The following is a 13,635-nucleotide window of genomic DNA, read 5'->3' as shown; positions in this document are numbered from 1 at the left end:
CTTCCGATAATATCTCATATGTTAACTATAAAAATATATTTAATTATCCAAAGTCTTCAAACCTCCGTTTGACTTTAACCTAATACAAAACTGTGCCCCCAAGGTTAAAGAAAATTCAACTTTTGGGAGGCAGCACTTTTCGTGTACGACAATTAAACACGGTGTTAAACAGCTCTATTTCTTAGTTTCAATGTCATCGCATTGATAGCCACGATAACCGTGGACACGGACATCAGAACTGCTCCTGCGGCAGGAGCCAACGTAATCCCAATGGAGGCTAGAACACCCGCCGCTATGGGAATGGCAATAAAGTTATAACCGGCTCCCCACACGAGGTTCTGTTTCATTTTACTGGTTGTTTTATTGGCCAATTCGATAAAGGATTCAATATCGCCTGGATCCGACTGAGTCAAAATCACATCAGCGGAATCGATGGCGACTTGAGTTCCGGCACCGACTGCTATCCCAACGTCTGCTATTGCAAGGGATGGTGCATCGTTGACGCCATCGCCGACCATGATAACCGTTTGTCCATTATTTTTCAGTGATTCCACTAAACCATATTTATCTTGCGGTGATTGATTGGCTCTGTATTCAATGCCCAGTTCCTCTGCTACTCCTTGGGCCGCCGTTTCATTGTCACCTGTAGCCATAATCGGTTTTATATTGTAATGCTTCAATGCCTGTATCAGCGTTCTGCTCGTTTCTTTCAATTCATCGCCTAATGCGACCGTACCGATCGGATTCCCGTCCTCAACTAGTATACTTAATGTTGCCCCTTTGGGAACATCCACCGCTACATCTCTTCCAAGTGCCTTTTGGCTGATCAATTCGTATTTGCGGCCATTGGCGTTTCCTTCTATACCCGCACCCGACACAACATCAATCGAATCAAAGTGGACAGGCTGAATCCCTTGTTTCTCAGCGTATTGGACGATTGACTGGGCGATTGGGTGGCTGGACCCGCCTTCAATCCCTGCCATTAACGCCGCGATTTCGGCTTCGGTATGTTGACCATCCAGTGTTTCCATGTTCAAAACTTTAAATTCGCCAGTAGTCAATGTACCCGTTTTATCCAGTATCATTACATCAGCCTTAGTTGCCAGCTCCAATGCTTCGCGGTCTTTCACCAACAGCCCGCGGCTTGCACCTAAACTGGTGCTTCGTGCAATAACCAGCGGAATGGCAAGGCCGAGAGCGTGTGGACATGCAATGACTAATGTCGTAACCGTAAAAAGAACAGCGGTTTGAATGTCAGCAATGTACAGCCAAACGACAAAAGCGAGGAAAGCCGCCGCAATGGCGATATAAAACAGCCAGCCGGCTACTTTTTGAGCCAGATTTTCAGCTCTTGAAGGTTGATCCTGCGCCTGGCTTATCAGGGTTTGTACTTGGGAAATGAACGATTGGTCGCCGGTTTCCTGTACTTCAAGATATATGATGCCTGCACCGTTCGTGGAACCGCCGATCACTTTGTCTCCGGCTCCTTTTTCAATGGGTTTAGATTCCCCCGTCAGCAAAGCTTCATTGATCCGCGAGGTGCCTCTTTTGATGATGCCATCGGCAGGGACGTTTTCTCCGGCCTGAACCCGTACAAGGTCTCCGACTTTCAGCTCATTTACGGGACGCGTCTCGATCGAATCATCTTCCAATACCACATGTGCATCTTTCGGCACCAATTCGGCGAGCGATTTTTGCGCGTCTCCTGCTTCTCCGATAGCCTTCATTTCGATCCAGTGTCCAAGGAGCATGATCAACAGCAAGGACGCGAATTCAAAGAAGAAATCCATGATGTGATCGCCGGTTACGTAGCGTGCCAGCACGGCGTAAATGCTGTACAAATAGGAAACGGATATCCCTAATGAAATAAGGGCCATCATGCCCGGTGCTTTTTCCTTAAATTCAGCGATTGCACCTTGATAGAAGGGTTTTCCGCCATAAACCAATAAGATAGTTGCTAATACAGAGACCACAATATCCGAGTATGGAAAAGTAAATTGGAAAGGAAGCCGAACGTCCATCATCGGCGACAATAATAGAATGACAATGCCCAAGGGCAGCGACTTCAGGAAAATTTCTTTGAAATTCCCATGATGGTGATGTCCATGGTCACTATGATCGTGGCCACCATGATTGTGATGGGCATGATCATCATGAATTTTGGCAGGATTGCTGTCGTCTTGAATGCCTTCTTTCACTTGGTCTTCATGGTACGAATGCCCAACATGTTTGGAATGATCCATTTTACTGTGATCTACCTGTTCGTCTTGATGGTGGTGATGGTCTTTATCATTTTTAGCCATTCAGTGCGCCTCCTCCAAACTAGTGGTTCTTATCCTATTTAACCCTATTTACATTCTTAACATTCACAAAGTTCTTGCCGAATATACCACGCGAGGGTATATTTCATTTAAAAGTAAAGTGTGCTGTGAAAGCACCCTTATACGACGTCATACCCTTGTTCTTCAATCGCTTTCTGAATTTCGTTTAATGATGTCTTGGCAGTATCATAGTCTACTGCCACTTCGCCTTTTTTAAGATCAACTGTCACAGATGAAATCCCTTCGAGTTCACCGACGCCCGTTTCAACCGAGTTTGCACAGTGGCCGCAGGACATACCTTGTACTTTTAATGTTTCAATCATTATTATTCCTCCTAAAGTAATATTTCCTTAAACTTAACATACCCCGATAGGGTATATCAAGTGTTTAGTATCATTTTACTTTATCGCTGTTTCCATGACTCTAATTTAGAAGTTCACAATGACCCCCCAAAAAAACCGCACCATTGATTTTAATATTTGATTACTTGTCTATAAAATGTGCAGTTTCTATGGAGTTTCGGTATTTCTGTTTAGTTTGGAAAGGAGAGGGAAATCCAGTAAATGAAACAAAAATAAGAAATGGAGGTTTTAACATGGCTCATGAACAACATCAGGAATTGATTCGGGCATTACATGATTGTGCAGCGGAATGTAACCATTGTTTTGACGCTTGTCTGCAGGAAGATGATGTGAAGATGCTAGCACAGTGCATTCGATTAGACCGGGAATGCGCGGACATGTGTGCATTTTTGGAACATGCCATTACTCACAATTCACCGTTCGTTTCCGAACTGGCAGCCGTTTGCGCAACCATTTGCGAAGCTTGCGCAGAGGAATGTGAGAAGCACGCCGATCATCATGAACATTGCAGACGCTGTGCGGAAGCTTGCCGTAGATGTGCAGAAGCTTGCCGTAACGCCGCATAACCTTACTCAAAAAGGCCCGTCGGAAATATTTTCCGACGGACCTTTTCTTTTATCAAGCATCATTCTGCTTCATGGATCCATTTGTAGCCGATTCCCCAAACCGTGAGAAAATGATCATCGACCGGAAAACCGGACTGGCGGATTTTTTCCCGAACATTTCGCACATGCGAATCGATGGTCCGCCCTTCCGTCTCTGAGTCGAATCCCCAAATTAACTGGATCAGCTGCTCCCTCGTAAACACTTTGTCGGCATTCTTCATCAGATGGCCCACCATCAGAAATTCTTTTGGCGTCAATTTGATGATATGTTTGCCGTACGTAAGTTCAAACCGGTCTTCGTCCCACACCAAACCGTCCACTTCAATGGTATTTTTCGGAGTTCTCCTGCGAAGCAGCGCCCCCATCCGGGCCAGCAACTCATCTTCATTAAACGGCTTTGTGATGTAATCATCCGCCCCGATATTCAATCCCTTAACAATATCCTCCTGTTGTTCCCGCGCCGTCAGCATAATGATTGGCACATCCGAAAATTTCCGGATTTCGCGGCACAGTTCCCAGCCATCCATTTCCGGCATCATGATATCCAGTAAGACGAGATCGAAAGGTTCCGATTCCAAATAGTCGAGGGCTTCATGAGCTCCCAGTGCTTTTTTACAGAGGTACTGATGCGGCTTCAAATATAAAGCCACTAAATCCAGCATTCGTTGTTCATCATCAACCAACAGCACTTTCTGCAAGCGAATCCCCCCTTTTCAATTCTATCAGGACGGTTGTCCCTTGTCCGTACTCACTTTGAAGCGTCATGAGACCACCGTGCGATTCGACGATTTCTTTCGCAATCGCCAGGCCAAGACCGCTTCCTCCGTACTGTCTGGATCTGGATTTATCGACCCGATACAATCGTTCAAAGACAAAAGGAAGATTTTTTTCCGGTATGCCCTCTCCTTCATCACGGATGCTTATGGTGATGGTACCTTTATCTTGGACTCCCTGTAATACCACTTGTGTTCCTTCAGGAGAATGCTTGCGGGCGTTGTCCAAGACATTCAGCAATACCTGCTGAAAACGTTCGGGATCAATGAAGGCGACAATCTCATGTTCACAATGGACAGCCAATGAAATCTGTTTCTCGTCAAAAGCTGGCCGAACCAAGGCAACGACGGATGCAAAAAGCATCTCCAGTGAAAATTCCTCTTTTTGAATGGCGAACTGGTTATGATCCATCTGAGCCAGCTCAAACAGCTGCCGGATCAATTCCGTCAAATGGGCCGTCTCTTCCCGGATGATGCCAATGTATTCCTTTTTCTCTTCCTCGGATGCATCCGGCCGGCTCGCGATATCGGCATATCCTTTGATATAGGTCAACGGCGTCCGCAACTCGTGCGAAATACTCGCCAAAAATTCATTCCGCTCATTTTTTAAATGTTCCAAGTCACTGGATAGAGCAGTGATGGCTTTCGCCAGCTCTCCCAACTCATCGTTTCGGCCAATATTCAGGCTGACCTCGTGGTGCCCTTCGCTTAACTGTTCCGTCGCTTCTTTCATCCGAATCAACGGCAACGTAATCAATCGGGATAGCAGAAAAATTGTGATGACGGTCAACCCGACAGCAATCAGGCCAACAATCAGGAATTGGTTTCGCAAATGACTGACCATCCCTTTGATATGATTGGTTTCCGCAAACATGAACACGTGGCCTCTATGTTCTCCTTCAATGGTGATTGGGCTGTCCGTCGCAATAAACTCTTTTTTGTCCCATCGCTCTTCCACGACCTTACCTTCCTGCAGAACCTCATCAAAATCGGTGTGTTCCAACACTTCCCTCATTTCAGGTTCAATCAGATCGGAATGGGTCAATTCGTTGCCATCTGCATCCGTGATGATGACGATGAAATCGGAGGCCGATTCCATCAACGCCACATGGTTCAATGTCGCCGGTTCAAAACTGTCTTCCAATACTTCGCTGTGGGTGTTCCCTCTTGCAAGCAGGTTGGTCATGACTTCATCCACCCGTTCATTGACAAAAGTAACGTACAGGGTTAGAAACAAAACCGATTCAATGATGATAATAAACACAAAAAACAGCAAACCTATTTTCAATGCAAGCCTGTTTAACATGGCATCCCTCTTTAAGTCGATTGGTTAGCAGCAATCAAGACAAAGACTGCTGCCGAAAGCTGTTGGATTCGGTTCGTCTTTCAAACGGCTAGCTGGTTTCTACTTGGTTTTTCCCTCTTCCAGCAGCGTTTTCCAGGTCTGTGATCCGTCTTCCGACAAGTAAGCATTGCCCTGGAGTGAGTAGATCGCCAGTTCCCTTTCATCAGTCGGATTTTGTGCAATAAAAGCGATGGCATCTTGCGGAAGATCCGGTATGTTCACCGTCTTCAGTTCTTCATTTTCCATAGTATACTTCACCAAAGCCGCCGCTGTCCCGTAGCTTCCGAAATACAACTGGTCTTCGGTGAAATGCACCGCTGTGCCTGTTTCATTTTCCGATGTAATCGCCTCAAAATTTTCGCCGCCATCACGTGAGAAATACACACCTGTAGAAGTAGCTGCAGCAACGAAGTTCGAATCTGTCGGATGAAGGGCGAGCGCCATCACTTCTCCTTCTAATCCTGAAGCTTTGACCGGCTCCCACGATTCTCCTATATCGTTACTTTTGTAGAACCCTGCTTCGAGCAAGGAGTTTTTTGCTGGATTGAGCAGGAAAATATCATGGCTGGTGTATCCTACAGCCATCGCATGAAAGTCCGTTTCTCCTTGAAATGCAATCTCTTCCAAGGTTTCTCCGCCATCTGTACTCCGCTGAATCCCAAGCGGATTGGGCAAATCCGAATCTGCGCTCGGGTGTCCCGAAGAATAAAAGCCTTCATCTACAGCGTTAAAGCCCATATAATCGAAAAAATTATCCGCTGTTTCAAACCATTCGCCATCACGATAAATTTTTGGACCGCTGTGTGATGCAAAATACAAATCGTTCCCACCTCCTGCATAGCCCATACCGTGGACGTGTCTCAGTTCTCCTTCAAATGGAACTTCAAATGAATCCGCTGTATCGTTGCTGCATCCTGCCAGCAAAAGCAAAGCCGACAGTACCGCTATGCCCATTCTCTTTTTTTTCATGTAGATGCCCTCCGAATATGTCAATTTTCTATACTTTCCATAAGTATCAACCTCTTATAGCTTAACGAAAAAGTTTCGACTTTTTGTGCAGATATCTTGATTTCAAAACAGGTAATCCATTCCCTCTACAATTGACCCAAAAGGAATAATCCTTCCAATCGGTCCGGTGGAGGATCTTTGCCTGATTTTTATTTATAAATTTTCTACACCTGACATTGCTTTTCTTGTGGTTTAGTCCACTTTAAAGAAATGTCTTTTTCTCGTTTTTTCCTTGCAGCATTTTTCAAAATAACGTGGCCCGCATTATGCTTGGGAAATTCAGAGGTATCAGCACGGTTTGATCTGTTCCATATAACTCGCGATATCCTCTTCGGACATTTCACCCGTAATAATTTTCTCGATTTTGCCCTCTTGATTGACTAACAGAGTAGTCGGCAATGGACGGATATTATAAGCTTCCATAACACTTTTGTCCTTATCGATAACAATCGGGAACGTTAAATTTCGCTGTTCAGCAAATTGTCTCACTTCATAATCGGATTGCGCAATATTGACAGCGAGTATCTCCACACCTTAATCCTTGTATACCTGGTACTGCTTTTCCATCAGCGGGAACTCTTTTTCGCACGGTTTGCACAAGTACCCCAAAAGTTCACGAACACCCCCTGCCCTTTGTACTCAGACAGCTGATGCCGTTCCCCATTCAAATCCGTCAAAGCAAAATCGGGTGCCCAATCTCCAACTTGCAGCAATTCGTTTTTCTCTTTTGTTAATCCGTTGTAGATGGTAAAGATTATAGCCCCTGCCAGGACAAGCAAAATGCTTGTCCTCATTATCAAACGGTTCTTCTTTTTATTCTTTTTCGCAGTCATATAGCGTCACGCCTTTCTAAATATTATAAGTCCGGTCTATTAAAATCCAGTGAACCCACCCGTGAACTGCGACAGGTAAGCGATGACGTCCGTCATCATATCGAAATACAACATGAGACCCATGATGACCATCAAGCCTCCGCCGATCGACATGAACTGCGCACTCCGTTTCTTTAGGAAGGTCATCTTCTCGATGAAGAACGACATCAAGAGGAACGGAATGGCAAAGCCGAGGACGTAAAACAGCATATACAAGAGCCCGCGGCTCGGATCGGCGATCCCCATCGCTATCACCGCGGCCAGGATGGGGCCGGTACACGGCGTCCATCCGGCGGCGAAGCCCAGCCCAATTACCACGGAGCCGGTATAGCCCGATGGCCGTTTTTGAAAATGGACTTTCTTATCCGAAAGCAGGAAGTCGAATTTCAGGACACCGGTCAGCACCAAGCCGAAAAACACCATCAAGATGGCACCCAGCTGGCGCAGCAGGTCGGCGTTCTCAAAAAAGAAAGAGCCGATGAATGAAGTGGACAACCCGAGCGCCAGAAAGATGATGGAAAACCCGACCAAAAAAAGCACCGTATGGATCAATGCGCTCTTTTTCATCGCCCCTTTTCCGGTTTTCAGCTCATTGACCGAGACACCAGTGATGTAGGACAAAAAAGCCGGGTACAGTGGAAGCGCGCAAGGCGAGAGGAACGATAACAATCCGGCGCCGAACGCCAGCAATAAACTTACTTCAGCCATAGAACAGTCTCCTTTTAGATGATTGACGTGTATAGTTCCTTAACTGCCCTATCGCCGCTTTCTGTAAAAATGACAGTCCGTGATAGATTGTTAGGGGCGATCCGTCAGTTCGCTCTATTCTTCATTACTAGAATTACCATCGCCACACTGATTAAGAGGAAAGCGATAAATGCGAGGAAGGGGATGGTGATGAACCCAAACCAATTGATATACTCTGCGCTACAGGGAACGCTGCTTACACATGGCCGGAGACCACCGAACCCCGGAATCTTTTGTTCCATGTAATGCAGGACCGAGATGCTTCCCCCGATAACTGATAAGGGCAGGGCATAGCGGACAACCTTCCAATCGTTCTGGAACGTCGCGATCCCTAAAATCAACACAAGCGGATACATGAAAATCCGCTGAAACCAGCACAGGTCACACGGGATAAACCCCTTGATTTCACTGAAGTACAGGCTGCCGAGCGTTGCAATCAACGAGACGAACCAAGCTCCGTACAGCAAGAAGCCCCTTTTATCAGATACTTTATGGGTTTCGTTCATTAGTTTTCCTCCGCTAACGCTTCATCGATCAATGCTTTGATGGCATCGTAATCAAACGGATCTTCCAGCGTCTGTCCATTGACCACGATCGTTGGTGTCATCGCTACCCCGTGTTCTTCCACCAACGCTTCATCTGTTTTGACTTTGTCCATGGCCGTTTGCTTTTCCATGTCTTCCTTCAGCTGTTCCAGGTCAATGGCCGGGAATTGGGAAGCCACTTCCACCGTTTTTTCCTGTGTCAGCCAAGGGGCATCGTGATTTTCAACTGCCGGCTGTTCCGCAAATAGAGCTTTGTAGAAATCCCAGTAATCGTTCGGACTTTGTTCATAGACTGCTTCCGACGCCAAAGAGCCGATCATCGATTCATTGCCATGGAACAGGACATTGATGTAGGAGAACTTCACATCCCCCGTCTCGACATAGTCCGCCACCAGCTGCGGATATACCATTTCTCCCCAAGCTTTACAGGACGGGCATTTGAAATCCCCGAATTCCACGACCGTGACCGGTGCATCACTTTCACCAAGCGTTGGCTGGCCCGTAATATCTACTTCTCCTGTTTCCACGGGTGAAGCAGATTGTTGGTTTGTGAGCACGACGATTGCTGCTAAAATGCCAACCGCCAATAGTGTCAGGAGAACTGCGAACTTCATTCCGGACTGTTTCTTCTTATTGTTTTTATCCATATTATCCCTCTTTCCTATCATGATTTATCAATCAACTACTCCACATTGTTCTTCTATACCATTTTCAGCTCTTCTAAAGATAGAATGCTTAACAAGACATGCAGGCATTGGCCATACTAAATTTCAATTTGCCTTGCCACTTGTCGCTCCCTGTTCAATCTAACAAGCATGCCCAAACATTAAAACAATCATTTGAATATACAATTGACAATCTAGCGAAATCTTTGTACACTTGCATTAATCAAACGTTTGTTTGAATTTATAACTATCAGAGGGTATCACTTCACACTAGGATATCCGTAAAGGAGATGAGGGTGCTGTTAACCACGATTTTTACCGCGGTTGCCGCTTATGTGGCGACCAGCATTGATTACGTCATTATTTTGCTGATCCTGTTTTCACAAACGATGAAAAAAGGCCAGTTAAAATCCATTGTCATCGGACAATACCTAGGAACAGCCATCTTGGTGGGCGTCAGCCTGTTGGCTGCGTACAGCCTGACGCTTGTGCCGTCCCACTGGGTGGGCTTGCTAGGGCTCATTCCGATTTACCTGGGCATCCGGGTCTGGAAGCGAGAAGAAGACGAGGACGACGAAGAGAATCTCCTGTCCCGTTTGTCTTCCGGAAACCCCAATCGCTTGTTTGTCACCATTACAGTCATTACCCTGGCGGCTGGCGGCGACAACATTGGCGTCTACATACCCTACTTTTCAACCTTGAATCCAAGTGAAACTGTGGTGATGCTGGTTGTCTTTGCCATCCTGGTCGCCGTCTTGTGTTACCTCAGTTACCGGTTGGCAGCCGTTAAAACGATTTCTGAAACGATAGAAAATTGGGAACGGTGGATTGTGCCGATTGTCTTCATCGGGCTCGGCATCTTGATTATGGCGGAGAATGGGACTTTCCGATTCCTTTGGGGATTGGTGAGTTGAAGTGATTCTTTGCACTCTTTGTTTTATATAGAAGAAAATCACTTACTTGAAAAAACGAATGAGTAAACAGAAGTGAGAAAAAGGAGTGAATGAAAATGGCAAAAGAGATTTGTGATGTGGTCTGTGTAGATGAAGAAAAGGTGGAACGAGTCCAGCAGCAACTGTCTGAACAAAATCCATTGGAAGTGGCGAAGATCTTCAAGGCGTTGTCGGACGATACGCGTATCAAGATCGCCTACGCCTTATCGCTGGAGGACAAACTGTGTGTGTGTGACGTTGCGAATATCATCGGTTCATCTACCGCAACCGCCTCCTACCACCTGCGACTACTGAATAATATGGGGTTGGCGAAATACAGCAAGGAAGGCAAGTTGGTCTACTACTCACTGGATGACGCGCATGTGAAACACTTGGTGCAAGTGGCCTTCATCCATCAGAAGGAGGTTGTTTCCGTTGGTTGAAAAAACGAAGGAAACAGAAGACAAAACGGTCTACCGGGTTGAGGGCTTTTCGTGTGCGAATTGCGCCGGGAAATTCGAGAAGAACGTCAAACAGATTCCCGGTGTCCAGGATGCCAAAGTGAACTTTGGGGCTTCGAAAATTGCGGTCTACGGCGAGGCGACGGTCGAGGAACTGGAAAAAGCCGGCGCTTTCGAGAATTTGAAGGTCGCACCGGAAAAACCGAAACGCCAGGCGGCTCCTGAAGTGACCGTCGAAGACAAAAATGTCTTCCGGGTCGAAGGCTTTACATGCGCGAACTGCGCCGGGAAGTTTGAGAACAACGTCAAGCAGATCCCCGGTGTCCAGGATGCCAAAGTGAACTTCGGGGCTTCAAAAATTTCCGTTTACGGGGCAGCGACCATCGACGAATTGGAGAAAGCCGGTGCGTTTGAAAACTTGAAGGTGGCGCCTGAAATTACAGGACGTCCAGCTATCACGAATACCGGAACCGAAAAAGCGCCAGCTCGAACAGAGAAGAAAGTGCCGTTCTACCAAAAGCACAGCACCTTGCTCTACTCCACCCTCTTGATCGTGTTCGGCTACATTTCCCAGTTCGTCAATGGCGAAGACAACCTGATGACGTCGCTCCTGTTTGTGGCGGCGATTGTCATTGGCGGGTACTCGCTCTTCAAAGTCGGCTTCCAGAACCTGATTCGCCTGGATTTCGACATGAAGACCCTCATGACCGTTGCGGTCATCGGGGCAGCCTTTATCGGGGAATGGGCGGAAGCGGCCATCGTGGTCATCCTCTTTGCGATCAGTGAAGCACTGGAACGCTATTCCATGGACCGGGCGAGACAATCCATCCGTTCGTTGATGGACATCGCTCCGAAAGAGGCACTGGTCCGGCGGAATGGCCAAGAACAGTTAATTTCGGTAGACGACATTGTGGTGGGCGACACCATGATTGTCAGACCGGGACAGAAGATTGCGATGGACGGCACGGTGACCAACGGGTATTCGGCGGTCAATCAGGCGGCGATCACCGGGGAATCCGTGCCGGTCGCCAAAACGGTGAACGATGACGTCTTCGCGGGCACGCTGAATGAAGAAGGCTTGCTCGAAGTCAAAGTCACGAAGTTGGTTGAAGACACAACCATTGCGAAAATCATCCACCTGGTTGAGGAAGCACAAGGCGAACGGGCTCCTTCGCAGGCGTTTGTCGATAAATTTGCCAAATATTATACACCGATTATCATGGTCGTTGCTGCGCTTGTAGCCATCGTTCCTCCCCTTCTGTTTGATGCCAGCTGGGAAACCTGGGTCTACCAAGGATTGGCTGTGCTAGTCGTAGGATGCCCGTGTGCTTTGGTCATTTCGACTCCGATTTCGATTGTATCTGCTATCGGGAACGCAGCGAAAAAAGGCGTTTTGGTAAAAGGCGGCGTGTATTTGGAAGAAATGGGCGCGCTGAAAGCCATCGCGTTTGACAAGACCGGCACCTTGACCAAAGGGGTTCCGGTTGTCACGGACTTTGAAGTGCTGAACAAGGGAATCAGTGAAAAAGAGCTGCTTTCTATCGTCACAGCACTGGAGTACCGCTCACAGCATCCCCTTGCTTCGGCCATTATGAAAAAAGCGGATGCAGAAAATATTTCTTATTCTTCGGTCTTGGTCGAGGACTTCTCATCCATTACCGGCAAAGGGATTAAAGGAACCGTCGAAGGAACCACGTACTATATCGGCAGCCCGATCCTCTTCAACGAGCTGGGCGCCGCAAGTGCGGATAAGAACTTGGAACAAAATGTCACAGCTCTTCAAAATCAGGGCAAGACGGCCATGATCATCGGAACGGAACAAAACATCCTGGCGGTCATCGCCGTGGCCGATGAAGTCCGGGACTCCAGCAAGGAAGTTATCCAGAAGCTGCACGACATAGGCATCAAGAAGACGATCATGCTGACGGGTGACAACAAAGCGACCGGTCAGGCCATCGGCCGAGAGGTCGGCGTCACCGAAATCCAGGCCGAGCTGATGCCGGAGGACAAATTGAATGTCATCAAACGCTTACGGGCCGAGTACGGCAAGGTGGCGATGATTGGAGACGGCGTGAACGACGCGCCGGCACTCGCCGCTTCTACGGTCGGGATTGCCATGGGCGGAGCCGGAACGGATACCGCTTTGGAAACGGCGGATGTCGCTTTGATGGGCGACGATTTGAGCAAGCTGCCATTCACGGTGAAATTGAGCCGGAAATCCCTGAATATCATCAAAGCGAACATTACGTTCGCCATCGGCATCAAAGTGATTGCGCTGCTATTGGTCATTCCGGGTTGGCTGACCCTGTGGATCGCCATCATGTCGGATATGGGCGCTACCCTTCTGGTTGCACTCAACAGCTTGCGGCTGATGCGCGTAAAAGAGTAACGAAAAGAGCTTTCCAGCCAACTGGAAAGCTCTTTTCTGAAATACATAGTAGGGCACTGTAGACGTCAAGTTGAATTTGACACTTTTTGCTCGTTTGCCTTTTACACTTCTGCCGAAAACAATGATTTCCGGTTCCTCATCCGATGACTGTCGTCATCACTATGTATGATTGATTATTGCATTTAAAATGAGCCACTTGTGCATTCTTCTGAGCCACCGAGTGTGGACAACTGAGCCACTCAGTGCGGACACTATACCACTTATACGCTTGATGCCTTTTCTCCCCTATACTTGAGATGCATGCCGTCGGCATGACATTGAAGTATGGGGGTTTTGTTTTGATTGATGGTCGCAAGATACTGGAACTTCATTTTGATGGGATCAGTCAACGCACGATCAGTGCGAGCACCGGACATTCGAGGAACACGGTGAGCGATGTGATTCAACGGGCCACAGAGCGTGGCATCGACAGCTTGGAAGACAGGATGACAAAAAAATGGCTGTATGAGTTCTTGTTCCCTGAGCGTGAACCGATGGAAAAGAGGCTGGGACATAACTCAGTAGATTTATAACAAAGAGGCCACCTGGAGCGACTTGTTCGCTCCAGGTG

At 47.4% G+C, this 13,635-nt stretch carries 13 protein-coding genes and 1 pseudogene; 5 read left to right on the top strand and 9 right to left on the bottom strand.

Translation table 11 applies throughout. The features are described from left to right. Positions 1-164 precede the first annotated feature (164 nt). Together DPV68_RS13970 and copZ are read right to left on the bottom strand one after the other, a co-directional pair. Positions 165-2,303 (bottom strand): heavy metal translocating P-type ATPase, encoded by a 2,139-nt coding sequence (locus tag DPV68_RS13970; protein WP_114167386.1) that lies wholly within the window; start codon positions 2,301-2,303, stop codon positions 165-167. A 137-nt stretch (positions 2,304-2,440) separates the two neighbouring features. After that, positions 2,441-2,644: a copper chaperone CopZ gene (gene copZ, locus DPV68_RS13965; protein WP_029336157.1), complete on the bottom strand. Its 204-nt coding sequence runs from the start codon at positions 2,642-2,644 to the stop codon at positions 2,441-2,443. Between the two features lie 272 nt (positions 2,645-2,916). Between copZ and DPV68_RS13960 the strand changes: the two genes are divergently transcribed. Beyond that, positions 2,917-3,249 carry a four-helix bundle copper-binding protein gene (locus tag DPV68_RS13960; protein ID WP_084158420.1) on the top strand — a complete coding sequence of 111 codons (333 nt, stop codon included), beginning with the start codon at positions 2,917-2,919 and terminating at the stop codon, positions 3,247-3,249. 59 nt (positions 3,250-3,308) lie between these two features. Here DPV68_RS13960 and DPV68_RS13955 read toward each other — a convergent pair whose 3' ends face one another. From DPV68_RS13955 to DPV68_RS13925, 7 genes and pseudogenes are all read right to left on the bottom strand, one after another. Next, the gene (locus DPV68_RS13955; protein ID WP_029595517.1) at positions 3,309-3,986 is read right to left on the bottom strand and encodes a response regulator transcription factor; all 678 of its coding nucleotides are present in this window, start codon (positions 3,984-3,986) and stop codon (positions 3,309-3,311) included. Beyond that, the gene (locus DPV68_RS13950) at positions 3,964-5,367 is read right to left on the bottom strand and encodes a sensor histidine kinase (RefSeq protein ID WP_114167385.1); all 1,404 of its coding nucleotides are present in this window, start codon (positions 5,365-5,367) and stop codon (positions 3,964-3,966) included. Before DPV68_RS13950 ends, DPV68_RS13955 begins: the two co-directional genes overlap by 23 nt. Positions 5,368-5,466: 99 nt before the next feature. Continuing rightward, a complete protein-coding gene (locus tag DPV68_RS13945) occupies positions 5,467-6,375 on the bottom strand; it encodes a F510_1955 family glycosylhydrolase (RefSeq protein ID WP_114167384.1) in 909 nt (302 codons plus the stop codon). A gap of 327 nt (positions 6,376-6,702) precedes the next feature. Then, a pseudogene (gene resA, locus DPV68_RS13940) lies at positions 6,703-7,247 on the bottom strand (thiol-disulfide oxidoreductase ResA). A 39-nt stretch (positions 7,248-7,286) separates the two neighbouring features. Further along, on the bottom strand, positions 7,287-7,994 hold the full coding sequence (locus DPV68_RS13935) for a cytochrome c biogenesis CcdA family protein (RefSeq protein WP_114167383.1): 708 nt from the start codon (positions 7,992-7,994) through the stop codon (positions 7,287-7,289). Positions 7,995-8,098: 104 nt separating this feature from the next. Continuing rightward, a complete protein-coding gene (locus DPV68_RS13930; RefSeq protein ID WP_114167382.1) occupies positions 8,099-8,539 on the bottom strand; it encodes a disulfide oxidoreductase in 441 nt (146 codons plus the stop codon). Next, complete coding sequence (locus DPV68_RS13925) at positions 8,539-9,225, bottom strand: DsbA family protein (protein ID WP_114167381.1); 687 nt, start codon at positions 9,223-9,225, stop codon at positions 8,539-8,541. The genes DPV68_RS13930 and DPV68_RS13925 overlap by 1 nt, the downstream gene beginning before the upstream one ends. Positions 9,226-9,542: 317 nt before the next feature. Here DPV68_RS13925 and DPV68_RS13920 point away from each other — a divergent pair, with 317 nt between their 5' ends. From DPV68_RS13920 to DPV68_RS13905, 4 genes are all read left to right on the top strand, one after another. Continuing rightward, a complete protein-coding gene (locus tag DPV68_RS13920; protein WP_029595498.1) occupies positions 9,543-10,157 on the top strand; it encodes a CadD family cadmium resistance transporter in 615 nt (204 codons plus the stop codon). A gap of 95 nt (positions 10,158-10,252) precedes the next feature. Beyond that, positions 10,253-10,618 (top strand): ArsR/SmtB family transcription factor, encoded by a 366-nt coding sequence (locus DPV68_RS13915; RefSeq protein WP_029595499.1) that lies wholly within the window; start codon positions 10,253-10,255, stop codon positions 10,616-10,618. Next, entirely contained in the window at positions 10,611-13,025 is a 2,415-nt protein-coding gene (locus DPV68_RS13910) for a heavy metal translocating P-type ATPase (protein WP_114167380.1), read from the top strand. The genes DPV68_RS13915 and DPV68_RS13910 overlap by 8 nt, the downstream gene beginning before the upstream one ends. Positions 13,026-13,363: 338 nt before the next feature. Beyond that, the gene (locus DPV68_RS13905; protein ID WP_114167379.1) at positions 13,364-13,597 is read left to right on the top strand and encodes a helix-turn-helix domain-containing protein; all 234 of its coding nucleotides are present in this window, start codon (positions 13,364-13,366) and stop codon (positions 13,595-13,597) included. The last annotated feature ends 38 nt before the right edge of the window (positions 13,598-13,635 follow it).

It is taken from the genome of Exiguobacterium sp. TNDT2 (assembly GCF_003331145.1).
Classification (GTDB): domain Bacteria; phylum Bacillota; class Bacilli; order Exiguobacteriales; family Exiguobacteriaceae; genus Exiguobacterium.
This window is presented reverse-complemented; position numbering and strand designations above follow the sequence as displayed.